The sequence below is a fragment of the Micrococcus endophyticus genome, assembly GCF_014205115.1.
GTDB classification, from domain to species: domain Bacteria; phylum Actinomycetota; class Actinomycetes; order Actinomycetales; family Micrococcaceae; genus Micrococcus; species Micrococcus endophyticus.
Map to the genome: position 1 here is coordinate 1,796,487 of NZ_JACHMW010000001.1, position 23,067 is coordinate 1,819,553.

Sequence of the window (23,067 nt, forward strand, 5' to 3'; positions counted from 1 at the left end):
CCGCCCGTGCCTGAGGGCGACTCCCTCGTCCGCCTCGCCCATCGGCTGCGCCCGGTGCTCGCGGGCCGCATGCTGACCGGCGCGGACCTGCGCGTGCCGCAGCACGCCACGGCGGACCTGACCGGCTGGACCGTGGTCGAGGTGGAGCCGCGCGGCAAGCACCTGCTGATGCGGCTGACGCCCCCGGCCGGGCGCCCCGCCGCCCGACCGCTCACCCTCGTCTCGCACCTGAAGATGGAGGGCCGCTGGCTCGTCTCCGCCCTCGACGCGCGGTGGGGCCCCCCCGCCTGGCAGGTGCGGGCGGTCCTGGAGACGGTCGATCACCGCGTCCTCGGCGCCCAGCTGGGGATGCTCACGCTCGTCCCCACGGACCGGGAGGACACCGTCCTCGGCCACCTCGGCCCGGACCTGCTGGACCCCGCGTGGGACGGCTCCGAGGAGGCCGCGGCGGCGCTGCTCGCCGAGGGGACGCGGCGGCTGACCGCCCGACCCGAGCGCCCCGTGGGCCTGGCGCTGCTGGACCAGCGCACCACGTGCGGGATCGGCAACATCTACCGCTGCGAGTCCCTGCTGCTGGCCGGGATCGACCCGCACCGGCCCGTCGGGCAGGTGCCGGACGTGCCCGGGCTGCTCCAGATCGCCCGCGACCTGCTGCGCGCCAACGTCCCCCCGGCCGCCCCGTTCCTCGGCTGGCCGCGCACCACCACGGGGGTGCGAGCGAACCCGGACCGGCCCTACGGGATCGAGGTGGTCGTGGCGGACCGCGGCTTCCCGCCGGGGCTGCCCGCCGCCGTCGGGAGCGGGACCGCAGCGGACCCCGCGGCGGACCCCGGAGCCGACCGGACGGCGTCCGGCCCCGCCCTCGGCCGCCCGCGCGCCCGGCCGCCCGCCGGCCCCCGGGGCCGCGGGACGCCGTCGTACTGGGTGTACGGGCACGACCGCGCCCCCTGCCTGCGCTGCGGCGGGCGCGTGCGCCAGGAGGACTTCGGCTCCGCCGAGGACGACGCGCGGCAGCTGTGGTGGTGCCCGACCTGCCAGCGGTGAGCCGCGCCCGAACCGTGGCGCCGGCGGCGGCGCCGGCCCTACGCTGAACGGCGCCCGTCGCCGCAGGAGCGCTCGGCGCGGCCCCCGACCCCACAGGAGGACCCGCATGGCCGACCCGTTCCCCGACGACCCCCGCAGCGCCGTCGTCGCGCTGATCCTGGCCGGCGGCCGCGGCAGCCGCCTCGCCCCGCTCACGGACGCCCGCTCGAAGCCGGCCGTGCCGTTCGCGGGCCAGTACCGGCTCATCGACGTCGCGCTGACCACGGTCGCCCACTCGGGCCTGCAGGACGCGTGGATCGTGGAGCAGTACCGGCCGTTCACCCTCAACCAGCACGTGGCCGGCGGCCGCCCGTGGGACCTCGACGGCACCCGCCACGGCCTGCGCGTGCTGCCCCCGGCCCAGGGCCGCGACGAGGAGGGCTTCGCCCAGGGCAACGGGCACGCCATCCACCAGCAGCTCGCCCCGCTGCGCCGCTTCGGCGCCAAGACGGTGGTCATCATGAGCGCCGACCACCTGTACCGCATGGACCTGCGCCCCGTGCTCGAGCGGCACCGCGAGCGCGACGCCGAGCTCACCGTGGTCACCACGCAGGTGGCCGAGGACGCCTCGCGCTTCGGCGTGGTGAGCTCGGACGCGGACGGCCGCGTCACCGCCTACGACTACAAGCCGGACGAGCCCGCCACGGACGTGGTGGCCACCGAGGTGTTCGTGGCGGACGTGGACGCGCTCACCGAGGTGATCGAGTCGCTGCTGGACTCCGCCTCGGAGGAGCAGGTCGACGACGACGACCCCGCCGGCGCCCAGCTCGGCGACTACGGGGAGACGATCATCCCCGCCCTCGTGGAGCGCGGCCGCGTGCACGAGTTCCGGCACGAGGGCTACTGGAAGGACGTCGGCACGATCGACGCATACTTCCAGGCCCACATGGCCCTGCTGCGCGGGGACGGCCTGGACCTGGACGACCCGCGCTGGCCGCTGATCTCCAACTTCCACCCGCGCCCGCCGGCGTTCGTCCACCCGGAGGCCGAGGTCAACGGCTCGATGCTCTGCCCCGGCAGCCGCGTCCGCGGCACCGTGACGGAGTCCGTGATCGGCCCCGGCGTGGTCGTGGAGGCCGGCGCCACGGTCCACCGCTCCGTGCTGCTCGGCTCCGCCACGGTGCCCGCGGGCGCCCGCCTGGACGCGGTGATCGCCGACGTCGGCGCGCGGATCCCCGAGGGCGCCACGGGGCAGACCAAGCCCGGCCCCGGCAACATCACGGTGCTCACCCCCGACGACCGCTCCACCGCCGAGGGCGACGAGACCACCGGGCAGGCCTGACCCCAGGCGGCGGGCGGGGCGGCGGGGTGCCGCCCCGCCCGCCGCCGTCGGCCGCGCGGGCCTGGGATGATGGGTCCGTGGCCGTCCCCTCCCCCCTCCCTGCCCGCAACGGCGTGAACGCCACGCGCCTGCGCCTGCCCGCCTCCGGCTGGGACACTGCGCAGGACTACGTGCTGCACCGGTTCGGCCACGTGGACCCGGACGGCATCCGGGCGCGCTTCGCGGCGGGCGAGGTGGTGGCCGCCGACGGCACCGCCCTCACCCCGACGACGCCCCTGGGCGTCCACGACGACCTCTGGTACTACCGGGACGTCCCCCACGAGGACCCTCTGCCCGTCGCGCACACGCTGCTGCACCGGGACGAGCACCTCGTGGTGATCCACAAGCCGCACTTCCTGCCCACCACCCCGGGCGGCCGCTTCGTGCAGGAGACCGCGCTGGTGCGGCTGCGCAACGAGCTCGGTGTGGACGACCTCGTGCCCCTGCACCGGCTGGACCGGGCGACCGCCGGCGTCGTGATGTTCTCCGTGGACCCCGCCACCCGCGGCGCCTACCACCTGCTCTTCGAGCGCCGGGCCGTGGCCAAGACCTACGAGGCCGTGAGCCCCCTGCCGCCGGACGCCGACGACGACGGCCCGGTCCTGGGGCGCTTCCCGCTGACGGTGCGCAGCCGGATCCGCAAGGACAAGGGCGTCCTGCGCTCGGTGGTGGAGGAGGTCCCGGCGGCCGCCTCGGGACGGCGCGCGGGCGCGCCGGTGCGCACCCGCCGGTCCAACGCGGCCCACGCCGGGGCGAACGCGGAGTCCCGGGTGGAGGTGCTCGGGGTCGGGGAGTCGGCGGGGACGCTGGCCGGGCGGCGCGTGGCGCACCTGCGGCTCACCCCGCGCACCGGCCGCACCCACCAGCTGCGCATCCACCTGGCCGCCCTCGGCCTGGGGATCGCCTTCGACCCGTTCTACCCGGACCTGCTCGACGCCGCCCCGGACGACTTCTCCCGCCCGCTGCAGCTGCTCTCCCGGTCCCTGCGGTTCACGGATCCGCTCACGGGCCGCGAGCGGGAGTTCGTCTCCCCGGCGCAGCTGCAGGAGCGTCCCCGGTGACGGTGCTGACACCGGCCTGGTTCGCCGCGGCCGGCGGCGTCTCGACGATGGGGGCGGGCGCCGCGGCGGCCGGCGGCGCCGGCGCGTGGGACCCGTCCGCGCTGCTCGACTCCCTCGGGGCGTGGTTCCACCCGCTGACCGCCCTGCTCGTGGCCCTGGACGCCCCGATCCCGCCGGTGCCCTCGGAGGTGTTCGTGATCGGCTCCGGCGCGCTCGCGGCCGAGGGCCGGGTGGGCCTGGCCGCCGCGGTGCTCACGGCGTGGCTGGGCTGCTGGGCCGGGGACGTGGGGCTGTACGCCCTGTTCCGGCACGGGCTCGCCGACCGCCTGGACCGCTGGGCCTGGTGGCGCCGGGTGCACCGGGGGATCCGGGCACTGCTGGTGCGGGTGGGCCCCGCGGGCAGCCTCGCGGGGCTGTCCGTGCTGCGGTTCGTCTCGGGCGGGCGCACGGCCTCGATGGCCGCCGCGGGGATCGGCGGGATCCGCTGGCCCGTGTTCCTGTGGCTCTCCGGGGCGGGCTCGCTCGCGTGGTCCGGCTGGATGGTCGGGCTGGGCTGGCTGACCGGCCGGACCACCGGCCTGCCGTGGTGGGCGTCGGCCGTGGTGGGGATGGTGTTCGGTACCCTTGCAGGGTTGATCATCGCGGGGGTCGTGGCCCGCCGCCGCCGGGCTCGGAAGGGGTGAGCATGCAGGACCCGTCCTCGGAGTCGCACGCCGCGCTCGAGCGCCTCCGCGGCGCCCCGAAGCCCGTCCCGGCCCCCGAGGAGGCCGCCGCCGCGCCCCGCACTCCGGACCAGGACGACGACGGCGCCGCGGCCGCCGAGGACCCCGTCCCGTCCGCCGCCCGGACCCCGGCGGACGACCCTGCCCCGGCCCCGAGCCCCGCCCCGCCGCAGGACGCCGAGACCGCCCCCGCCCCGGACGCCTCCCCCGCGTCCGACGCCGACGCCCCGGCTGACGTCGAGGCCGACGTCGAGGCCCCCGCCCCGCGCGTCGCGCGACCCCGCCGCGCCCTCGCCGCCCCCGGCCAGATCTCCCGCCGCGACCTGCGCCGCCACGAGCGCGCCCTGCGCACCGGCCGACCCGAGACGGCCGATGCGCGGCGCGTGCGCGAGGGCCGCCGCACGGACGTCCACCAGGCGATGGAGCGGCTGCGCACCCCCGGCGCCCCCGCGGAGCAGCGCCCCCGCCGCGACCTCAGCGACATCCTGGACCGCCTCGGCAGCCCGGACCTGGCCCGCTTCACGGCGCCGCTGGTCGGCACGGTCGAGCGGATCCTGCCCGCCCCGAGCGCCGATCCTCAGAAGGCGGCCCAGGCCGCGCGTCGCCGCGAGGAGGCCGAGGCGCGCCGCCGCGCGCGGCTGCAGTCCGGGCGCGAGCGCGCCGCCGAGAGCGCCCGCCGCCGCGCCGCGGAGCACGACCGCCTGGCCGCCGAGGCCGCCGAGCGCGAGGCCGCCCTGCGCGACGACGACGCCCGCAGCGAGGCCCGCCGCGCCGACGAGGAGGCCGCCGCCGCGAAGGAGGCCCGCCGCCAGGAGCGCCTGCGCGAGCGGCGCACCGCCCGCCGGGCCGCCGCCGAGGAGCGGGCCCGCCTCGCCGCCGAGGCCGTCGAGGCCGACCGGGAGCGGGAGCGCCGCGAGGCCGAGGAGGCCGCCGCCGCGGCCGCCCGCGAGGAGGCCGCCCTGCAGGCCCGGCTCCAGGAGGAGGCCCGGGCCCGCCAAGAGCGCGCCGAACAGGAGGAGCGTCGCGCCCAGGAGCGGGCCGCCGAGGAGGCCCGCCTCGAGCAGGCCGCGCGCATCGCCCGCCGACGCCGCGAGGAGGAGCGCGAGCGACAGCGCCGCGAGGCCGAGCGCCGCCGTCGCCTCGCCCAGGAAGCGAAGGCCCGCGCCGCCGCCGACCAGGAGGAGCGCCGGCAGCAGGAGCAGGAGCGGCGCCGTCGCGAGGCGAAGGTCGCCGAGGAGCGCGCCCGCGTCCAGGCCGAGCGCCGCGCCCGCGAGGAGGCCGAGCTGGCCGAGCGCGAGCGCCGGCGCCTCGAGGCCGAGGCCGAGGCCGAGCGACGCCGGCAGGCCGCGGAGGCCGAGCGCCGTCGTCGGGAGGCCGAGAGGGCCGAGGCCGAGCGCCGGGCCCGCGCGGAGGAGGCCGAGCGTCGCCGTCAGGAGGCCGAGCGTCGCCGTCGGGAGGCCGAGGAGGCCGCACGCCGCGCCGCCGAGGCCCGCCGCCTCCACGCCGAGCGGACCCGCGCGCACACCGTGCTGCACGCCGAGCGCGCCCTCGCCCAGGCCCGCCTCCTCGAGGACCGGGCCCGGGACGCCGAGCGCCGCGCCGCCGAGGAGGAGGCCCGCCGGCTGCGCGAGCACCAGGACCGCGAGTCCCGCGCCCTGTACCGGGCCGCGCGCGAGCTCGAGGGCCCCGAGGTCATCCCCGCCGCCTCGCAGCGGCCGCTGCTCGCCCGCCCCGAGGAGGGGCTCACGGACGAGGAGCTGGTCGCCCGCGCCCGCCAGGCCCTGCCCGAGTGGCGGCACCGGCAGCGCCTGGCCACGAAGGCGCGGGCCGTCGGGGCGGAGACCGCCGCCGGCCGGTCCGCGGGCCCGTCCACCGGCCCCGTGCCGCTGATCCCGGGCTACACCCCGGCGGCGCCGGAGGAGCCGGCCGGCCCGGCCACCGTGCGGGACCGGCGCGGGCAGCTCGTGCTCACCCTGGTGTGGGCGGCGTTCGTGCTCGCCGGCGTCTGGGGGCTGGGTCTGTTCCGGTTCGTGCCGGGCCTGGACGCCCTCGACGCCGGCCCCTACCCCGCCGCGGGCGACGGCCGGCACGGCTCCGGGGCCACCGTCTTCTCGCTCTTCCCGCTGCACCCCGTGATCTGGCCGGTGCTGTGGCTGCTCACCGGGCTCCACGTGGCCCGGCAGTGGGGTCCGGGCCAGGGCGCCGCGCCCCGGCACCGACGCACCCGCGGGCCGATGGCCGGGGCCCTGCTCGCCCTGGCCCTGTGGTTCCCGCTGACCGTCCTCGTGCCCTGGGGGCTGGAGTCCGCGCTGTGGCTCGTCGCCCTCTCCCTCATGCTGGGCGCGGTGCGACGCCTCGGCGCCCGCCCGGCCGCCGGACGCCTGGCGCGGCTGGCCGAGGACGGGGCGCCCGGCGTCCTGCTGGGCACCCTCCTGGCCGGCGCCCCCACGGCGCTGGCCGCCACGCTCCACCCGTGGGGCGTGCACGTGGGCTGGTTCCCCACCGAGCTCGTCGCCGCCCTCGTCCTGCTCGCCCTGCTGCCCGGGGCGGTGCGCCTGGTGCTGGGCGGACGCGGCCGCATGGGCGTGGCCGTGGGCATGGCCTGGACCCTGCTCTGCCTCGCCCTGCCCCGCCTGCTGCCCAGCCCGCTCGGGGCGCAGCAGAGCGCGTGGGTGGGCTTCGCGGCCGCCTTCGGGGCGCTGCTGCTGCTCACCGCCGCGGCCGTGCGCCGCTCCTGGGTCCGCCAGATCGAGCGCGACGCCGCCCGCCGGCCGCTCCCGGCCGTCGCCTGAGCCCGGCCCCGTTCAGCGCCCGGGCCCAGCGGGCACCGGGACCCACCGGCCGCCGTCGCGCCGCAGCACGTCCAGGCCGCCCGTCACGGCGACGCCGGACACCGCCTCCGCCATCCGCCGCGCCACCTCGGCGGCCTCGGCGTCCTCCCCCGCCCGGTGCGAGCCGGGCACCGTGAAGCGCAGCACGATCCGCGGGACGCGCGCGACGACCTCGATGTCCTTGGCCGCGAGCACGTGCGTGGCCTGGACGGCCGCCTCGGCCAGGTCCATGACCTCTTCGGGCCGGTGGCCGGGCAGGAGGTCGCCGATCTGCAGGCGGGCGCGGTAGGAGGGCATGGGCCCAGGGTAGGGGTGGACGCAGCGACGGTGACGACTTCTCTCGTCGCACGGGCCGGCCCACCCTTCCGCCCGCGGCGGACGCGTGCCCTCCCGTGTCCGGACCCGCTCGTAGGGTGGGGTGCATGACTCAGACCGACGCCCCCGCCGTGCCCGCGATCTTCGAACCGATCGAGATCAACGGCGTGCGCGTGCGCAACCGCCTGATCCTGCCGCCGATGTGCCAGTACTCGTGCGAGGCGCGCGACGGCGTCCCGCACGGTTGGCAGTTCCAGCACCTGGGCGCCCGCGCGGCCGGCGGTTTCGGGATCGTGGTGACCGAGGCCACCGCCGTCACGCCCGAGGGGCGCATCTCCCCGTGGGACACCGGCCTGTGGAACGACGAGCAGCGGGACGCGTGGGCGCCGATCGCCGAGTTCATCGCCTCTGAGGGTGCCCTGCCCGCCATCCAGCTCGGCCACGCCGGCGCCAAGGCCTCCACCGTCCCCATGCACCCGGGCGCGCCCGCCGGGCAGCCGATCCTCGAGGGCCCCGACTCCTGGGAGACCCTCTCCCCCTCCGGCGTGGCCACCAACTCCATGGAGATCCGCACCCACGCGATGCGGGTGGACGAGATCCGGGAGACCGTCCAGGCCTTCGCCGACGCCGCCGAGCGCGCCGACCGTGCCGGCTTCGGCGCCGTGCAGCTGCACGCCGCCCACGGCTACCTCATCCACCAGTTCCTCTCACCGCTGACCAACACCCGGACCGACGAGTACGGCGGGGACTTCGAGGGCCGCACCCGCTTCCTCAAGGAGGTCGTGGCGGCCGTGCGCGAGGTGTGGCCCGCAGACAAGGTCCTCGGCATCCGCATCTCCGGCTCGGACTGGGTCGAGGGTGGCTGGAGCATCGAGGAGACCGTCCGCCTGGCGCAGGAGCTGCAGGGACAGGTGCACTGGTTCGATCTGTCCTCCGCGGGCATCGGGGACACCTACGAGGGCCCCCAGGGCCCGGGCTATCAGGTGCCGCTGGCCACCGCCGTGAAGGAGGGCACCGAGGGGATCGTGGTGTCCGCCGTCGGCTCGCTGACCGGCGCCGAGGAGGTCGCAGCCGTGGTGGACGAGGACCGCGCCGACGCCGTCTGCGTGGGCCGCGCCGCCCTGGCGAACCCGAACTGGCCGACCGCGGCCGCCCTCGCGCTCGACGTCCCCTCGGAGCAGGTGCCGATGGCCCGGCAGTACTTCCGCGCCAAGTGGTGAGCGGAACACGCGGGACCCGGTGTGCCCCCGGCGCGGAACTCCGGTAGAACAGAACCATGAGCGTGCGCACCCCCGACCCGAATCCGGGCTGGCTGTCCGACGAGGACCTCTACGAGGCCCGGCGTCGGCTGCCCATGGTGTATGTGGAGGCCATCCCGGTGCGGCTGGACTCCCTCGGCTACGTCACCGAGATCGGCCTGCTCTACGTGGCGGACGAGACCGGCACGTTCCAGCGGACGTTTGTCTCCGGCCGCGTCCAGTACCGGGAGACCATCCGCGCCGCGCTGATGCGCCACCTGGAGAAGGACCTCGGCCCGCTCGCCTTCCCGCAGCTGCCGCCGTCGGTGGTCCCCTGCACCGTCGCCGAGTACTTCCCGGCGCCGTCCGAGACCGGGCTGACGGACGACCGCCAGCACGCCGTGGCCCTGGTCTACGTGGTGCCGGTGACGGGTGAGTGCCAGCCGCGCCAGAACGCGCTCGAGCTGACCTGGCTCACCCCCGAGGAGGCCCTCGGCCAGGACATCCAGGCCGAGTTCATCGGCGGCCGCGGGGACCTGGTGCGCCAGGCCCTCGCCCACGTGGGATGGGGGCGCTGAGCATGGCCCCGATCGCCGGCGGTTACCTCCGCCATCTGAAGTCCCAGGACGTGCAGCCCGGGGACAGCTTCCTGACCCGCCGCGGCGAGCCCGCCCCGCCCGTGGCGTCGACCCGGGTGATGCGGGACGACTTCGGCACCCCCGCGCTCGTGATCGCCACCCTCGAGGGCGGCCGCGAGGTCAAGATCGCGCACGGCTCCGTGATCCGGGTCCGCACGGACCGCCCGGAGGAGCGCAGGGCCGTCCCGGACACCACCTTCTCCCCCGTGGACGCAGGCTCCCCCGAGGAGCGGATCGTCGCCGTCGGCAAGCGCCACCTCGAGGACACCGAGCTGACCGCCACCGCGGCCCGGCTCTCGCACGGGTTGAACCTGCGCTCCGGCTCCCAGCTGGAGGACCTGTTCGGCATGGCCGAGCGCCTCTACCTGCTGCACGAGGACACCGAGGGCACGCTCGCGGCCCTGGGCCTGCTGACCAACCTGCCGTGGGACGGCGCCGTGGGACGCTGGAAGTCCATCCAGGCCGGCCTGGCCCTGGCCTCGCAGATCCTGCGGGACGAGGGCGAGCACATCGTGGCCGCGAACCTGGGGAAGCGGCTGCACGAGGCGGACGAGGTCCCCTCCGAGCCCGGCCGCGCCGCGCGCGTGCTCGAGGTTCGCCAGCGCCAGCTCAACGAGCCGCAGCTCTACGACCGCGAGATCTCCCGCGCCCTGCAGGCCCGCGACGCCGAGGCCGAGTACCGCTGGCGGCGCGCCCGGTTCGCTCAGCTGCTCTACCTGCGCGGCCGCGGCGGCTCCGAGACGCTCACGGACGCGGACCTGGACTCGCGGATCGCCCGCGAGCTCGGCACACTGCGCGGCCTCGCCCGCGACCTCGACGCGAAGACCGCCGCGCGCTCCTGACCCGGTGCGGCCCGGCGCCCCCGGGGCCCCGGCGCTCCCCCTGCCCCAGCGCTTCCCCTGACCCCAGCGCTTTCGTCCGGGAAACGGGAGCCTGCCGGGGCGCTTTCGTGCGGGAAACGGGAGCCTGCCGGCCCTAGACTCGGCCCTCGGGCCATCCCGTCCCCTCGGACGTCCGCCCCACGAGCACCCTCCCGCATGCCCGCGCCGGCTCGATCCCACGCGCCGCGGAAGGCCTACCCATGACCCAGCAGCCCGAGCCCCGCCTCGACGGCACCGCCGACCACGACCGCGACCCGGAGGGCAACCTCGTGGAGCGCAAGGACGACCGGCGCGCGTTCCTCACGTGGACGCTGATCTCGGCAGTCGGGCTTGCGCTCGTCATCGCCTCCTTCGCGTGGCCGGCCTGGCTCGTGGTCCCCGGCGCGCTGCTCGCCCTCGTGGGCGTCAGCCAGTCCCACGAGTACCGCGGCTATTCGCACTGGTTCGGACTGCTCGTCGCGGCCGTGGCGATCGGCGGCGGGCCGTTCCACCTGCTGAGCCTGGCCGGCGACCTCGGCTCGTTCCTGAGCCGCTGACGCCTCGGCGCCAGGCGGACGACGGCGGCGCCCCGGGCACCCCGCACCCCTCGGCGGGCGCCTGCTCAGCTCCCAGGCCCGCGGACCACGGGGATCGCGCGCGTCGGGTCCGGGGAGCCCCAGACCCAGCGGCGCCACGCCCACGGGAAGAGCACGCACACGATGCCCACGGCAGCGCCGATCACGGTCTCCACGCCGCGGTCGGCCAGGTGCTGCAGTCCTTCGGCGGCCATGAGCGAGCCGGCCCCGCCCGCGGTCACGCCCACGAGCATCGTGGACAGCAGCGCGAGCGGCGTCACCACGGTCTGCGCGATCACGTCCTGCCGCGCGATGTACAGCTCCGCCGCCACCTGCAGCACCGCGATGATCAGCACCAGCACGATCACGGGCGGGTCCAGCAGGATGATGCCCGCGGTGAGCACCAGCCCCAGGAACGTGCCGATCACGCGCTGCAGGCCGCGGCTCACCCGGTACCGGGTCGAGTGGCCCACGAGGGGCACGACGGCGGCCACCATCGCCCAGTCGTTGTGGTGCACCCCCGCCGGGGCCGCGAGCAGGGTGGCCACCACGCCGGCCACGCCGGCGGCGACCACGTACCAGGCCGCCTCCCACAGGATCAGGCGGCCGGCGGCTTCACCGGGACCGAGGCGACGGCGCCGAACGCGAAGATGTGGAAGAGGGAGCCGGCCGGGCGCAGACCCCACCACCCGGTCACGAACGCGCAGACGCCGGCCAGCACGGTGGTCCACAGCACCAGGCCCCAGGGGTCGACCTGCTCGGAGACGCCCAGCCGGCCGGCGAGCGTGGCCGCGGCGAGCACCGCGAGCATGAGGCCGCCGCCGCGCAGCTGGGCCTGCAGTCGGGGACCGTGCCGCAGGTTGCGCCCGTAGATGCCGGTGAACGCGCCGAACACGGCGTACACCGCGAGGTCCATGCGGTGCGTGGCGAGCAGGACCAGCAGCGGCACGAGCACCGGGACGCCCACGCGGAGGCCGCCCTCGTGGTCGCGGTCCGCGGGCGCGATGGTGAACAGGCCGGGGATCGGGTTGACCGCGGCCAGGCGCACGCGGCGGCTCCCTTCGGCGGGTCTCGGGGTCTCGGGGGTGGGTGTCGGGGACAGATGGCGGGGTGGCGGCGGACGGTCCGGTCCCGGGAGGGGACCGGCGACGGCGGCCGGTCCGATGTCCGTGGCGGGGGTGTGATCGGGCGCGGGGGCGGGTGGCGGACGCCATGCGGCTCCCGGCCGGCGGGCGGTTGGGCGGGGTGCCTCCCGTTTCCCGCACGAAAGGGTCGGGAGAGGCTCCCGTTTCCCGCACGAAGGCGGTGAGGGCGGAGGGAGGGGAGCGGAAGGGGTGGCGTGGCTCACATTCCGGGCCCCGCGGCGACTATGCTCCCGGCATGACCGGCACCGCTCGCGCCCAGCTCCGACCCCTGCACTCCGACGACGCCGACGCCGTCCTCGAGGGCTTCCGCTCCGATCCCGTGGGCATGGCCCGCCAGGGCGACGTCTCGGACGAGGCCTCCGCGCGCGCCTACGTGGACCGGATGCTGGAGTCCGAGGCGACGGACGCCGTCGCCGTGGTGGACCCGGCCACGGACCGGCTGATCGGCCTGGTCACCGTGGTCCGGGACGAGGAGAACCGCTCCGGGTGGTTCTCGTACTGGCTGAACTCGGCCTGGCGCGGGGACGCGATCATGGCGCGCGCCGCCGCCACGGTCGCGGACGCGGAGCTCGCCGAGGGCGGCCTCGAGCGCCTCGAGCTGGGGCACCGCGCGAACAACCCGACGTCCGGGTCCGTCGCGCGGGCGGCCGGCTTCCTGCACGAGGGCACGCAGCGCGGGCACTTCCTCATCGACGGGCGGCGGCAGGACGTCCACCTCTACGGCCGGCTCCCCTCCGACCCCCAGCCGGCGGAGAAGGTCCGGCCGTTGCCGTGGGCCTCGGACGAGCGGCCCTGGTCTGGCCGCTGACGCCGTGGCAAGGCTCCCGTTTCCCGCACGAAAGCACCGATCACTTTCGTGTGGGAAATGGGAACGGGTGTGGCAAGGCTCCCGTTTCCCGCACGAAAACGTGGGGGCGGTGCCACGGGGCGTCGTCCCGGCGCTCCCGGGCCCGCGCGCCGCTAGTCTGCGAGGATGAGCACCCCGTCCGCCCCACAGCCCGCCCGGTCCACTGACGTGCCGCCGTCCGGAGGGCCGTTCCTGCTCATCCAGACCCGCCCCGAGGACGAGGCCGCGCGCGCCGAGGAGGAGGCCGTCCGCCGCCTCGGCGGCTTCGCCGAGCACCAGCTGGCCGCCCTGCGCCTGGACCGCGCCCTCGACGCCGACCCCGACGCCCGCCAGGACTGGGCCTCGCTCGTGGCCGGGCACGCCGGCGTGATCCTGTCCGGGAGCCCCTACACCTCCTCGGTGCCGCAGGAGACGAAGGACGAGCTGCAGGTGGCGGTCGAGCTCGAGCTGGGACGCATGCTGGACGCCGTCCTCGACGCCGACGCCCCGTTCCTGGGCTGCTGCTACGGCGTGGGCACGCTCGGCGCGCACGCCGGCGGCACCGTGGACGGCACCCACGCCGAGCCCGCCGGACCCACCGACGTCACCCTCACCGAGGCCGGCGCCGCGGATCCGCTGCTGGAGGGCCTGCCGCCGCGCTTCACCGCCTACGTGGGGCACAAGGAGGGGCTGACGGTCCCGCCTCCGGGCGCCGTCGTGCTGGCCACCGGTGAGGCCTGCCCCACCCAGATGTTCCGCCTGGGACGGCGCCAGTACGCCACCCAGTTCCACCCCGAGCTGGACCAGGCCGGGCTCGTGGAGCGGCTGCGCATCTACCTGCACCACGGGTACGTGGACCCGGAGGACGCCGAGGACACCTTCGCCCGCATCGAGTCGACGCCGGCCCTCGAGCCGCCGCGGATCCTGGAGAACTTCCGCCGCGTGTTCGGCTGAGGGGTCCGGGCCGCCCAGCCCGGCCTCACACCCAGCCGCGGCGGGCCGCCTGCACGCCCAGCTGGAACCGGCCTTCCGCGCCCACCCGGCGGGCGAGCTCGGCCAGGCGCCGCTGCACGGTGCGGTGCGAGAGGCCGACGGCGCGGGCCATCGCCTCGTCCGTCATCCCGGAGCTGAGCATCGCCAGGAGGCGCCGCTCCTGCTCGGTAAGGGCCGCGTCGTCGTCGTCCGGCCCCGCGACGTCGGCGATCGGCACCGCCATCTCCCACTGCAGCTCGAAGAGCCGTACGAGCGCGTCCACCAGCAGGGATCCGCGCACCACGAGCCCCTCCCCCTGCCCGGCGGCGCCGGCGAGGCCGACCAGCGCGACAGCATCGTCGGCGATCAGCAGCTTGAACGGCAGCCGCGGCAGGATCCGGCCGGTCTCTCCGGGTGTGGAGCCGAGCAGCTCCCAGCGCTCGGGCGGCTCGGACTGCAGGGACCTGCCCTCGAAGATCACGTGCCAGTGGACCCCGCGCTCCCAGGAGCGGGACTGCGCGGCCTCCGGCAGCGCCTCGGCATGGAAGTAGGGGCCGCGGTCGAAGCCGCGCACGATCCGCCGGGCCTGGCGGGTCAACTGCACGGCGGCCCCCACGATCTCCGTGCCGCCGACCACCACCTCGATCGCCTCCCGGCCCGCCCCGGGACTACGGCGGAACTCGCCCCGCAGGACCTCGGCGGCCTCGCGGAGGGCGTCGGCACGGGCCTGGGCTCGATGCGCCTCGGCGAGCAGGGGCCGGTGCGGCGGCATCACCGCGAGGGACCCGTCCTCGCCCCGGCGCACCAGGCCGAGCTCGGCGAGGCGGGCCACGGCGTCGTCGTCGAGCTCCTCGGCAGGTGTCTCGGGGCGCGCCAGGAGGGCGCGGAAGGCGGCGACGTCGGCCGGGTCCAGCCCGGCGGATCCCGTGGAGGTCACGGCCCCTCCCTTCTTCCGAGGTCGACGACGGCCCATCCGGCGTCGGTCGGACGAGCCCGGAGGGACCTCCGGACCGACGCGCGAGACGGTGGCGGGATCCCGCCATGACGTGTTCACGCTAGCCCAGAACCACGTGTGACATCCGTCATGGTGCTGTGATGGGTGGCACGGCTTCGCGGGCCGCCCCGCACCGCATCCTGCACCTTTCACCGCAGCACCCAGCAGGGCGCCGCACCTCCGGTGCGGCCCGCGATCCCGACGTCATCCCACTCAGGAAGGGCCCCTCCATGACTCCCCCGCTCTCACGCCGCCACCGCGCGCTGGGCATGACCTCGGCGCTTGCGCTGGTGCTCACCGGCGCCTCGGCCGCCGGCGCCACATCCGGGACCGGCGCCCCCGCGCCCGCCGAGGCCGACGCCGTCACCGCCGTGACCGGCGCGGCCGGCACCGCCGACCAGGGGCCGCGCACCGCCCCCGAGGTCTTCGAGGACGGCGGCTACATCGTCCTCATGGCCGAGGCCCCGGTCGCCTCGTACGACGGCGGCACCCCGGGCTATGCGCCCACCAAGCCCGGCAAGGGGCTCGGCCGGGACAAGGGGTTCAACCCGAAGAGCGCGAACGCGAAGAAGTACGCCGCGCACCTGGAGCGCGGCCAGGACCGGGCGCTCGAGCGCGCCGGCGCCGAGGCCGCCCCGCACACCCGCTACACCACCAGCCTCAACGGCTTCGCGGGCGAGCTCACCGCCCAGGAGGCCGCCGCGCTCGCCTCCGACCCGGCCGTGCTCGCCGTGGTGCCGGACGAGATCCGGCAGCCGGACACCGTCTCCTCCCCGGACTTCCTCGGCCTCACCGGCAAGAAGGGCCTGTGGGCGCAGGTGGTGGGCAAGAAGGCCCCCGCCACGGACGCGGGGCGCGGCGTCGTCGTGGGCGTGGTGGACTCCGGCATCCGCCCGGAGGCCGCCTCCTTCCAGGACCGGGGCCACCCGGCGGCCCCGGCCGACTGGGCCGGCGGCTGTGAGACCGGCGACGAGGAGGCCTTCCCGGCCGACTCCTGCAACGACAAGCTGGTCGGCGCCAAGTACTTCGTGCAGGGCTTCGGCGCCGGGCGCCTGGCCCCCGTGGAGACCCTCTCCCCGCTGGACGCGGGCGGCCACGGCACCCACACCGCCTCCACCGCCGCCGGCAACGCGGGCGTGCCCGCCGTCGTCGACGGCACCCCGCGCGGCGAGATCTCCGGCATGGCCCCGGGCGCACACGTCGCCGCCTACAAGGCCTGTTGGGAGGGCGTGCCGAGCGGCGGCTGCGCCACCTCGGACACGGTGGCCGCGATCAACGCCGCCGTCGAGGACGGGGTGGACGTGCTCAACTACTCCATCTCCGGCACCACCTCCAACGTGGTGGACCCGGTGGAGGTGGCGTTCATGCACGCCGCCGCGGCCGGCGTGTTCGTGGCCGCGTCCTCCGGCAACTCCGGCCCCACCGTCTCGACGACGGCGCACCCCTCCCCGTGGATCACCACCGTGGCCGCGTCCACCCACGCGGTCTACGAGCAGACCCTCGTCACCGGGGACGGCCAGCGCTTCATCGGCTCGTCCATCACCGCGCCCCTCGAGGCGGAGACCCCCATGGTCCACGCCGCCGACCTCGCCGCGGACGGGGTCGACGCCGCGCGGGCCGCGCTCTGCCTGCCCGGCACCCTCGACGCCGCGGCGGCCGCCGACATGCTCGTGGTCTGCGACCGCGGCGAGAACGCCCGCGCCGAGAAGTCCCAGGTGGTGGCCGACGCCGGCGGCGCGGGCATGGTGCTCGTGAACGTCTCCGACTCCGGCCTCAACGCGGACCTGCACGCCCTGCCCGCCGTGCACCTGCCCCACACCGAGCGCGACCGCCTGCTGGCCTACGTGGACACCGAGGAGCCCACCGGCCGCATCCTGCCCACCAACGAGGGCACCACCACCCGCGTCCCCGAGGTCGCCGGGTTCTCCTCGCGGGGCCCGTCCCTGGCCGCCGCCTCCGACCTGCTCAAGCCGGACGTCTCCGCGCCCGGCGTGGACGTGCTCGCCGCCTACTCCCCGGACGAGGCCGGCGAGGACTTCGCCTACTCCTCCGGCACCTCCATGTCCTCCCCGCACGTCGCCGGCCTGGCCGCGCTCGTGAAGCAGGGCCGCCCGGACCTCGGTCCCATGGAGATCAAGTCCTCCCTGATGACGACGGCGGGCGACCACGCCTCGGCCACCTCCCCGTTCGCCGAGGGCGCCGGCTTCGTGGACCCCACGAAGATCCTCGACCCGGGCCTCGTCTTCGACACCGACCAGGGCGACTGGTACGACTACCTCGCAGGCCAGGGCATCGAGTTCTCCGGCAGCGGCGAGCCCGTCTCCGAGACCCCGATCGACGCCTCGGACCTCAACGTCCCCTCCATCGCCGTCGGCGAGCTCTACGGCTCGCAGACCGTGACCCGCACCCTGAAGAACGTGGGCGGCAACAACGGCGAGTGGACCGCCCGCGTGGAGGGCATGGAGGGCATGGACGTGTCCGTGTCCCCGCAGGTGATCAAGCCGCGGCGCGGCCAGGAGCAGGACGTGGAGATCACCCTGACCGCCGCCGGCGCCCCCGCCGGCCAGTGGGCCACCGGGCACGTCGTGTGGTCCGGCCCCGCGGGCAAGGAGGTGCGCATCCCCGTGGTCGCGCGCCCCGGCGTCGCCGACGCCCCCGCCTCCGTGACCGTGGACCGGGACGCCGACGGGCTGGAGCTGCCCGTGCTCTCCGGCGTGGACGGCACCTTCACCACCCGCGTCAACGGCCTCACCGCCGGCACGGAGCACATCGGCACCACCGTGCGCCGCATGTTCTTCGACTCCACCGACCCGGCCCTGACCGGGCACGACTTCGCCTACCCGCGCGGCTACCCCACCGTGCGGATCGAGGCGGAGACCTCGGCGGAGGACGTGGACCTGGACGTCTACGTCACCGGCTCGTGGACGTCCTACCCGGTGGCCCGCTCCGTCACGCGCGGCACCGGCATGGAGGTGTTCCAGGGCCCGATCTACAGCTCGGCCCCGCAGCACCGGATCTTCGTGGTGGCCAAGACCGGCGCCGACGGCGTGGAGCACGACGAGCCGATCGACTACACCCTGCGCGTGTTCTTTCCGCAGGCCGGCGGCGGCGACAACGGCGTGCTGAGCTTCGACCCGGCCTCGGCCGCGGTGAAGCCCGGCCAGACCCACGTCTTCCACGGCACGCTGGACACCGACGGCACCAGCATCTACAACGGCACCGTGGACATCCTCCACGAGGGGAAGGTCGTGGACACCACGCAGATCCGCGTGCAGTGACGCGGCGGCGGTGGCGGCGCGCCCAGCGCGCTCCGTCGCCGCACGCCCGTCGCCACGGCGACGGCAGGGGCGGCCTCCCTCGGGGGCCGCCCCTGCCGTCGTCCCGCCCCACTACCCTGGAACCCATGCCTGACACGTCCCCCGGCCCCGCGCCGTCGTCGTCCTCCTCCGGGGCCCCCGCGCACCCCTCGCACTTCGGCTTCGAGGTGACCCACCGGCTCGAGGCGGGCGGCGTGGACGGCGCCCCGCTCGGCCGCACCGGCGTGATCAGCACGCCGCACGGGCAGATCCAGACCCCCGCGTTCATCCCCGTGGCCACGCAGGCCACCGTCAAGGCCGTGCTGCCGGAGTCCATGGCCGAGCTCGGCGCGCAGGCGCTGCTGGCCAACGCCTACCACCTGTACCTGCAGCCCGGCGACGACCTGCTCGACGAGGCCGGCGGCCTCGGCGCCTTCATGAACTGGCCCGGCCCCACCTTCACCGACTCCGGCGGCTTCCAGGTGATGTCCCTGGGCTCCGGGTTCAAGAAGGTCATCGACATGAAGGGCCCCTCCGCCCCGGACGGGCAGGGCGCCGACGACGCCGTCGCCCCCGGCAAGGAGCGCCTCGCCAACGTGGACGACGACGGCGTGTGGTTCAAGTCCCACCTCACCGGCGACCGCCACCGCTTCACCCCCGAGGTCTCCGTGGGGATCCAGCACCGCCTCGGCGCCGACGTGATGTTCGCGTTCGACGAGCTGACCACCCTGCACAACTCCCGCGGCTACCAGGAGGAGGCGCTCGAGCGGACCCGCCGCTGGGCGCAGCGCTGCCTCGCCGAGCACGCCCGCCTGACCCGCGAGCGCGCCGACCGCCCCTACCAGGCGCTGTTCGGCGTGATCCAGGGCGCCCAGTACGAGGACCTGCGCCGCAAGGCCTGCCGGGACCTCGCGGGGATGCGCACGGAGTTCGCCGGCGGCGGCGACGTCGACGGCGTGAGCACCGGCTTCGACGGCTACGGCGTGGGCGGGGCCCTGGAGAAGGAGAACCTCGGGACCATCGTGGGCTGGTGCGCCCAGGAGCTGCCCGAGGACAGGCCGCGCCACCTGCTCGGCATCTCCGAGCCGGACGACCTGTTCACCGCCGTCGAGAACGGCGCGGACACCTTCGACTGCGTCTCCCCCACCCGCGTGGCCCGCACCGGTGCGTTCTACACCCGCGACGGCCGCTACAACCTGCCCGGTGCGAAGTACAAGCGCGACTTCGGTCCGCTGGACCCCGAGTGCGACTGCTACACGTGCGCCCACTACTCGCGCGCCTACATCCGCCACCTGTTCAAGGCGAAGGAGATGGTGGCGCACACCCTCATCTCCATCCACAACGAGCGGTTCACGGTGTCCCTGGTGGACCGCATCCGCGCATCGATGCAGGACGGCACGTTCGCCGACCTCAAGGCCGAGACCCTCGGGCGGTACTACGCGCCGAAGGGCTGAGGCGGGGGGCTCCGGAGTCAGGCGGGGCCGCGAGGCCGGGGCTCACGCGGGGCCGCGGGGCCCGGCGGGGCCGCGGGGCGCCGTCGTCGTCAGGCGAAGGCGCCGATCCCCGTGATGTCGCGGCCGATGATCAGCCCCTGGACCGTCTCGGTGCCCTCGTAGGTGTGCATGGCCTCGATGTCCGCGAAGTGGCGGGCCACCTCGTTCTGGATGAGGATGCCGTTGCCGCCGAGCATGTCGCGGGCGTTGGCGGCGATCGAGCGGGCCGCGCGCGTGGCGGAGTACTTGGCCAGGGAGGCCATGGGCCCGGTGAGGCGGCCCTCGTCCTCCAGGCGCGTGGCGCGCAGCACGAGCAGCTGCACCTGCGTCAGCTGGGAGAGCATCTCCGCGAGACGGGTCTGCACGGTCTGGGCGGCGGCCAGCGGCCGGCCGAACTGGATCCGCTGCCCGGCGTACTGGACGGCGGCCTCGTAGCAGCCCACGGCCTGCCCGAGCGCGGACCACGCCACGCCCACGCGGGTGGCGAAGAGGACGCGCGAGGTGTCCTTGAACGAGCGGGCCTCGGGCAGGACGTCGGCGTCGGGGACGAACACGCCGTCGAGGGTGATGTGGGCCTGGTCGATGGCGCGCAGGGCCACCTTGCCCTTGATGACCTCGGCCGTGTAGCCCTCGGACTCCTGGCGGACGATGAACCCGCGGACCTGCTCGTCCTCGGCGCTGCGCGCCCAGACCACGGAGACGCCGCCGGCGGCGCCGTTGCCGATCCACTTCTTGTGCCCGCGCAGCCGCCAGCCGCCGTCCACCCGCTCGGCGCGGGTCTCGAGGGAGACGGAGTCGGAGCCGTGGGTGGGCTCGGTCAGGGCGAAGGCGCCGTAGAGCTCGCCGCGGGACATGGCGGGCAGGAGCTCGGCGCGCTGCTCGTCGCTGCCGCAGAGCTGGATGGAGCGCATGGCCAGGCCGCCCTGCACGCCGGCGACCGTGGCGATCGAGCCGTCCAGGCGGGACAGCTCCATCATGGCCAGGCCCGCGGCCACGCGGGAGACCTCGGGCAGCCCGTCCACGGGCACGCCGTCGCGCAGCAGGTCGACCGCGCCCAGGCGGGCGACGAGGTCGAGCGGGTACTCGTGGCGGTCCCAGGCTTCGCGGATCCGGGGCAGCACGTCCGGCTCGAGGGCGAAGGCGCGGGCGCGGCGCCAGACCTCCTTCTCGTCGTCGGAGACGTCCCCGAGCGCGAGGTAGAAGTCGGTGTCGAGCGGCGCGGCGACGTCGTACTCGGGCTCGGCGGTGGGCAGGTTCTCGGTCATGGCGGGGCCTCCGGGGCTGGGGCGGGTGTCTGGCGTCACCCTACACGGAGTGACACGGAATCTCACTGGGTCAGACGGAGTCTCACCAGAGTGTCCACACATGGCACGATGGCCCGCATGTCGACGCCCGCCGAGGACACCCTCACCGCCCTCATCCACCTCCTGGACCGCGAGGGCTACGACGCCGTCACCGTGGACCAGCTCGCCCGCGAGGCCGGCATGAGCCGCGCCAGCTTCTTCCGGAACCTGGGCGGCAAGGAGGAGGTGGTCTTCGCCGACCACGCGGCGCTGCTCGCCCACCTCGAGGAGTTCCTGCGGGGCACCGCGCTCGGGGTGCGCGAGGCCCTCGACGAGGCCGTCCTCCAGGTTTTCCGCCACCACACGCGCGACCCCGAGCGGGCCCAGGCACGCGCACGCCTGCTGCGCGGCTCGCAGGCGCTGCGCACGCGCGAGCTGCTCACCTCGCACCGCTACGAGGAGCTGTTCTCGGCCTGGCTCGCGGACGCCCTGCCGGACACGCCCGCCCGGGGCGGGGTCGCCGTCGGGCTCGCGGCGGCCGTGGTGGCGGTCCACAACCGCGCGCTGCGCGCCTGGCTGCACTCCCCCGACGACGACGCCGAGGCCGGCCTGCGCGCGGACCTCGCCGAGGTCGTCGCGCGGCTCACGGCCGAGCCCTCCGCCGCCGAGCGGACACTGGAGGCGGTGCGGCGGCTCCTCGGCTGACGCGCGCGGGCGGCGCCGCCGCTCAGGCGCGGCCGGCCACCTGCGCGTTCTCCGCGCCGAAGGCCGGCGGGTAGCGGAACTCGCCGGAGGGCACCTCGGCGTCGTCCTGGAGCGTCAGCACCTGCAGGGCCTCGGGCTGGTCGGCGAACGCGGCGGTGACCCCGTGCTCGGCGCCGGGGCGGAAGCCGAACTTCGCGTAGTACTCGGGCCAGCCGTAGACCACCACGACCTTCTCGCCGTCGGCCTGGGCCTTCTGCAGCAGGGCGTTGACGATCGCGGTGCCCGCGCCCTCGCCCTGGTGCTCGGGAAGGACGCCGTGCGGCGCGAGGGCGAGCACCTCGGCCTCGCCCACGTGGGCGCGCACGAGGGTGCCGTAGCCCATGGGGTCGGACTGCAGGTCGGTGCCGGGGATGGAGGCGGTCATGGCCACGAGGGAGTACTGCGGCAGCCAGCCCTCGCCGCCGCCGGCCAGCTCCTCCACGAGGTCGGCCTCGGCGGAGGACTCGAACGTGAGCTCGGCGATCTGGCGGATGGCGCGACGGTCCGCCGGGTCCTCATGGTCGGCAACGCGGGTGGACCAGCGGTGGCCCAGGTCCTGCCCGGCGGGGACGTGCGCGGCCCGGTAGGCGGGGGTCTGGGTGCTGTTCTGCTCGGTGCTCATGCCCCCACCGTAGCCCCGGTGTGATGCGGAACACAGGGGCGGCGCCTCCCCCTGCGCTCCCGGACCCCGGACGGGCCCGGCCGCGGGTCAGTCGATCTGCAGCTCGCCCATGGGGCCGAAGCCCTCGGCGTCCACGTGCTCGGAGATGATCTGCGGGGTGCTCGCCAGCAGGGGGCGCATGGCGTCGATGCCCTCCTGGAAGTGCGGCGACTCCACGTGGGCCTTCGCGCCCTCGTCGGTGAACCCCTCGATCAGGAGGTACTCGTTGGGGCCGCCCTCCACCGGGCGGTACCACTCGAAGAACAGGTTGCCGGGCTCGGAACGCACGTCCGCGGTGTACTTCGCGACGGCGTCCATCCACTCGTCGGCACGCTCGGGCTGGACGGTGAACTTCAGGTTGATGAGGATCATGCGGTCCATTCTGACCCACCCGGGGCGGCATCGGCCCGGCCTCGCGTCCGCCGAGCGCGGAACCGCCGGGCCAGCAGCCACAGGCCCACGACGACGGCGACCACCAGCACGGCGACCAGCACCGGCAGGAACAGCGCGGCCGCGACGAGGCCCACGGCGGAGACGTCCTCGGCGGCGGAGAGGACGGGCGCGGCGGTCCCGACGGTGACGGTGTTCGCGCCCACGCGCGTGCCCGCCTTCGCCAGGTGCACCGCGAGCGCGATGCCCGCGCCGATCAGCACCGGGACCCAGCCGGACCCGCCGAACAGGGTGCCGGGGTCGTGGACCGCCGTCGTCTCCGTGCCGACGCCCGAGGCGAACACGATGCCGCCGGCCGCGGGGCGCACGACGGTCTGGACGGCGTCGTTGACCGCGTCGACGCCAGGGAACTTGTCCGCCACGACCTCGAGCAGGAGCAGGACGCCGAGGATCCAGAGGGAGGCGTCGGCGGAGAGCCAGGTCCAGCCCGCAGGTAGGTCCACGAGGCCCGTGAACCGGTCCAGCAGGCCCAGTGCCAGCATGGGGATGTAGGCGTTGAGCCCGGCCGACGTGGCCAGGCCCGTGCCGGTGAGGAACTCGAGCACGCGCGCCCCCTCCT

The 23,067-nt window shown here is 75.9% G+C and carries 22 protein-coding genes; 14 read left to right on the forward strand and 8 right to left on the reverse strand.

The features are described from left to right. The first annotated feature begins 6 nt into the window (after positions 1 to 6). The 5 genes from HDA33_RS08210 to HDA33_RS08230 all read left to right on the forward strand — a co-directional run bounded on the left by HDA33_RS08210 (position 7) and on the right by HDA33_RS08230 (position 6,979). On the forward strand, positions 7 to 1,044 hold the full coding sequence (locus HDA33_RS08210) for a DNA-formamidopyrimidine glycosylase family protein (RefSeq protein WP_184172422.1): 1,038 nt from the start codon (positions 7 to 9) through the stop codon (positions 1,042 to 1,044). Between the two features lie 106 nt (positions 1,045 to 1,150). Then, the gene (locus HDA33_RS08215; RefSeq protein ID WP_184172424.1) at positions 1,151 to 2,365 is read left to right on the forward strand and encodes a glucose-1-phosphate adenylyltransferase family protein; all 1,215 of its coding nucleotides are present in this window, start codon (positions 1,151 to 1,153) and stop codon (positions 2,363 to 2,365) included. Positions 2,366 to 2,442: 77 nt separating this feature from the next. After that, entirely contained in the window at positions 2,443 to 3,465 is a 1,023-nt protein-coding gene (locus HDA33_RS08220) for a pseudouridine synthase (protein WP_158493419.1), read from the forward strand. Beyond that, the gene (locus tag HDA33_RS08225; RefSeq protein WP_338104299.1) at positions 3,462 to 4,148 is read left to right on the forward strand and encodes a DedA family protein; all 687 of its coding nucleotides are present in this window, start codon (positions 3,462 to 3,464) and stop codon (positions 4,146 to 4,148) included. Before HDA33_RS08220 ends, HDA33_RS08225 begins: the two co-directional genes overlap by 4 nt. Before the next feature lie 2 nt (positions 4,149 to 4,150). After that, positions 4,151 to 6,979, forward strand: coding sequence for a hypothetical protein (locus HDA33_RS08230; RefSeq protein WP_246416919.1), 2,829 nt, complete (start codon positions 4,151 to 4,153; stop codon positions 6,977 to 6,979). A gap of 12 nt (positions 6,980 to 6,991) precedes the next feature. Here HDA33_RS08230 and HDA33_RS08235 read toward each other — a convergent pair whose 3' ends face one another. Beyond that, positions 6,992 to 7,315 (reverse strand): hypothetical protein, encoded by a 324-nt coding sequence (locus HDA33_RS08235; protein WP_184172426.1) that lies wholly within the window; start codon positions 7,313 to 7,315, stop codon positions 6,992 to 6,994. A 125-nt stretch (positions 7,316 to 7,440) separates the two neighbouring features. Between HDA33_RS08235 and HDA33_RS08240 the strand changes: the two genes are divergently transcribed. The 4 genes from HDA33_RS08240 (at position 7,441) to HDA33_RS08255 (ending at position 10,626) form a co-directional block, all read left to right on the forward strand. Further along, the gene (locus HDA33_RS08240; RefSeq protein ID WP_184172428.1) at positions 7,441 to 8,553 is read left to right on the forward strand and encodes an NADH:flavin oxidoreductase/NADH oxidase; all 1,113 of its coding nucleotides are present in this window, start codon (positions 7,441 to 7,443) and stop codon (positions 8,551 to 8,553) included. Positions 8,554 to 8,609: 56 nt separating this feature from the next. Next, entirely contained in the window at positions 8,610 to 9,149 is a 540-nt protein-coding gene (locus tag HDA33_RS08245; RefSeq protein WP_017489099.1) for an NUDIX hydrolase family protein, read from the forward strand. Positions 9,150 to 9,151: 2 nt separating this feature from the next. Further along, on the forward strand, positions 9,152 to 10,051 hold the full coding sequence (locus HDA33_RS08250) for a DUF6707 family protein (RefSeq protein ID WP_234404112.1): 900 nt from the start codon (positions 9,152 to 9,154) through the stop codon (positions 10,049 to 10,051). A 239-nt stretch (positions 10,052 to 10,290) separates the two neighbouring features. After that, positions 10,291 to 10,626 carry a hypothetical protein gene (locus HDA33_RS08255; protein WP_184172430.1) on the forward strand — a complete coding sequence of 112 codons (336 nt, stop codon included), beginning with the start codon at positions 10,291 to 10,293 and terminating at the stop codon, positions 10,624 to 10,626. A gap of 65 nt (positions 10,627 to 10,691) precedes the next feature. Here HDA33_RS08255 and HDA33_RS13015 read toward each other — a convergent pair whose 3' ends face one another. After that, positions 10,692 to 11,219 (reverse strand): FUSC family protein, encoded by a 528-nt coding sequence (locus HDA33_RS13015; protein ID WP_338104300.1) that lies wholly within the window; start codon positions 11,217 to 11,219, stop codon positions 10,692 to 10,694. Between the two features lie 23 nt (positions 11,220 to 11,242). After that, a complete protein-coding gene (locus HDA33_RS13020; RefSeq protein ID WP_338104301.1) occupies positions 11,243 to 11,692 on the reverse strand; it encodes a hypothetical protein in 450 nt (149 codons plus the stop codon). Between the two features lie 332 nt (positions 11,693 to 12,024). On the opposite strand from HDA33_RS13020, the gene HDA33_RS08265 reads away from it, so the two are divergent. Continuing rightward, on the forward strand, positions 12,025 to 12,597 hold the full coding sequence (locus HDA33_RS08265; RefSeq protein WP_184172432.1) for a GNAT family N-acetyltransferase: 573 nt from the start codon (positions 12,025 to 12,027) through the stop codon (positions 12,595 to 12,597). A 165-nt stretch (positions 12,598 to 12,762) separates the two neighbouring features. Further along, positions 12,763 to 13,569 (forward strand): glutamine amidotransferase, encoded by an 807-nt coding sequence (locus tag HDA33_RS08270; protein WP_184172434.1) that lies wholly within the window; start codon positions 12,763 to 12,765, stop codon positions 13,567 to 13,569. Between the two features lie 25 nt (positions 13,570 to 13,594). Here the strand turns inward: HDA33_RS08270 and HDA33_RS08275 are convergent, their stop codons facing one another. Then, the gene (locus HDA33_RS08275; protein WP_184172436.1) at positions 13,595 to 14,524 is read right to left on the reverse strand and encodes a LuxR C-terminal-related transcriptional regulator; all 930 of its coding nucleotides are present in this window, start codon (positions 14,522 to 14,524) and stop codon (positions 13,595 to 13,597) included. 287 nt (positions 14,525 to 14,811) lie between these two features. Here HDA33_RS08275 and HDA33_RS08280 point away from each other — a divergent pair, with 287 nt between their 5' ends. Both HDA33_RS08280 and tgt read left to right on the forward strand, forming a co-directional pair. Then, positions 14,812 to 17,859, forward strand: coding sequence for a S8 family serine peptidase (locus HDA33_RS08280; protein WP_184172438.1), 3,048 nt, complete (start codon positions 14,812 to 14,814; stop codon positions 17,857 to 17,859). Between the two features lie 125 nt (positions 17,860 to 17,984). Beyond that, positions 17,985 to 19,331, forward strand: a complete 1,347-nt coding sequence (tgt, locus tag HDA33_RS08285) for a tRNA guanosine(34) transglycosylase Tgt (RefSeq protein ID WP_184172440.1) — start codon at positions 17,985 to 17,987, stop codon at positions 19,329 to 19,331. 89 nt (positions 19,332 to 19,420) lie between these two features. Here the strand turns inward: tgt and HDA33_RS08290 are convergent, their stop codons facing one another. Next, a complete protein-coding gene (locus tag HDA33_RS08290) occupies positions 19,421 to 20,635 on the reverse strand; it encodes an acyl-CoA dehydrogenase family protein (RefSeq protein WP_184172442.1) in 1,215 nt (404 codons plus the stop codon). A gap of 117 nt (positions 20,636 to 20,752) precedes the next feature. Between HDA33_RS08290 and HDA33_RS08295 the strand changes: the two genes are divergently transcribed. Then, entirely contained in the window at positions 20,753 to 21,358 is a 606-nt protein-coding gene (locus HDA33_RS08295) for a TetR/AcrR family transcriptional regulator (protein ID WP_158492959.1), read from the forward strand. A gap of 22 nt (positions 21,359 to 21,380) precedes the next feature. Here the strand turns inward: HDA33_RS08295 and HDA33_RS08300 are convergent, their stop codons facing one another. The 3 genes from HDA33_RS08300 to HDA33_RS08310 form a co-directional block, all read right to left on the reverse strand. Continuing rightward, positions 21,381 to 22,019, reverse strand: a complete 639-nt coding sequence (locus tag HDA33_RS08300) for a GNAT family N-acetyltransferase (RefSeq protein WP_184172444.1) — start codon at positions 22,017 to 22,019, stop codon at positions 21,381 to 21,383. Between the two features lie 87 nt (positions 22,020 to 22,106). Continuing rightward, positions 22,107 to 22,430, reverse strand: coding sequence for a putative quinol monooxygenase (locus tag HDA33_RS08305; RefSeq protein ID WP_017488882.1), 324 nt, complete (start codon positions 22,428 to 22,430; stop codon positions 22,107 to 22,109). Next, positions 22,427 to 23,053, reverse strand: coding sequence for a DUF4126 family protein (locus tag HDA33_RS08310; RefSeq protein WP_184172446.1), 627 nt, complete (start codon positions 23,051 to 23,053; stop codon positions 22,427 to 22,429). Before HDA33_RS08310 ends, HDA33_RS08305 begins: the two co-directional genes overlap by 4 nt. Positions 23,054 to 23,067 lie beyond the last annotated feature (14 nt).

Excerpts from the sequence above, each read along its gene's own strand:
- HDA33_RS08215 (WP_184172424.1), top strand. The coding sequence starts at position 1,151 with ATGGCCGACCCGTTCCCCGACGACCCCCGCAGCGCCGTCGTCGCGCTG.
- HDA33_RS08230 (WP_246416919.1), top strand. The coding sequence starts at position 4,151 with ATGCAGGACCCGTCCTCGGAGTCGCACGCCGCGCTCGAGCGCCTCCGC.
- HDA33_RS08235 (WP_184172426.1), bottom strand. The coding sequence starts at position 7,315 with ATGCCCTCCTACCGCGCCCGCCTGCAGATCGGCGACCTCCTGCCCGGC.
- HDA33_RS08240 (WP_184172428.1), top strand. The coding sequence starts at position 7,441 with ATGACTCAGACCGACGCCCCCGCCGTGCCCGCGATCTTCGAACCGATC.
- HDA33_RS08245 (WP_017489099.1), top strand. The coding sequence starts at position 8,610 with ATGAGCGTGCGCACCCCCGACCCGAATCCGGGCTGGCTGTCCGACGAG.
- HDA33_RS08250 (WP_234404112.1), top strand. The coding sequence starts at position 9,152 with ATGGCCCCGATCGCCGGCGGTTACCTCCGCCATCTGAAGTCCCAGGAC.
- HDA33_RS08255 (WP_184172430.1), top strand. The coding sequence starts at position 10,291 with ATGACCCAGCAGCCCGAGCCCCGCCTCGACGGCACCGCCGACCACGAC.
- HDA33_RS08265 (WP_184172432.1), top strand. The coding sequence starts at position 12,025 with ATGACCGGCACCGCTCGCGCCCAGCTCCGACCCCTGCACTCCGACGAC.
- HDA33_RS08270 (WP_184172434.1), top strand. The coding sequence starts at position 12,763 with ATGAGCACCCCGTCCGCCCCACAGCCCGCCCGGTCCACTGACGTGCCG.
- HDA33_RS08280 (WP_184172438.1), top strand. The coding sequence starts at position 14,812 with ATGACTCCCCCGCTCTCACGCCGCCACCGCGCGCTGGGCATGACCTCG.
- tgt (WP_184172440.1), top strand. The coding sequence starts at position 17,985 with ATGCCTGACACGTCCCCCGGCCCCGCGCCGTCGTCGTCCTCCTCCGGG.
- HDA33_RS08290 (WP_184172442.1), bottom strand. The coding sequence starts at position 20,635 with ATGACCGAGAACCTGCCCACCGCCGAGCCCGAGTACGACGTCGCCGCG.
- HDA33_RS08295 (WP_158492959.1), top strand. The coding sequence starts at position 20,753 with ATGTCGACGCCCGCCGAGGACACCCTCACCGCCCTCATCCACCTCCTG.
- HDA33_RS08300 (WP_184172444.1), bottom strand. The coding sequence starts at position 22,019 with ATGAGCACCGAGCAGAACAGCACCCAGACCCCCGCCTACCGGGCCGCG.
- HDA33_RS08305 (WP_017488882.1), bottom strand. The coding sequence starts at position 22,430 with ATGATCCTCATCAACCTGAAGTTCACCGTCCAGCCCGAGCGTGCCGAC.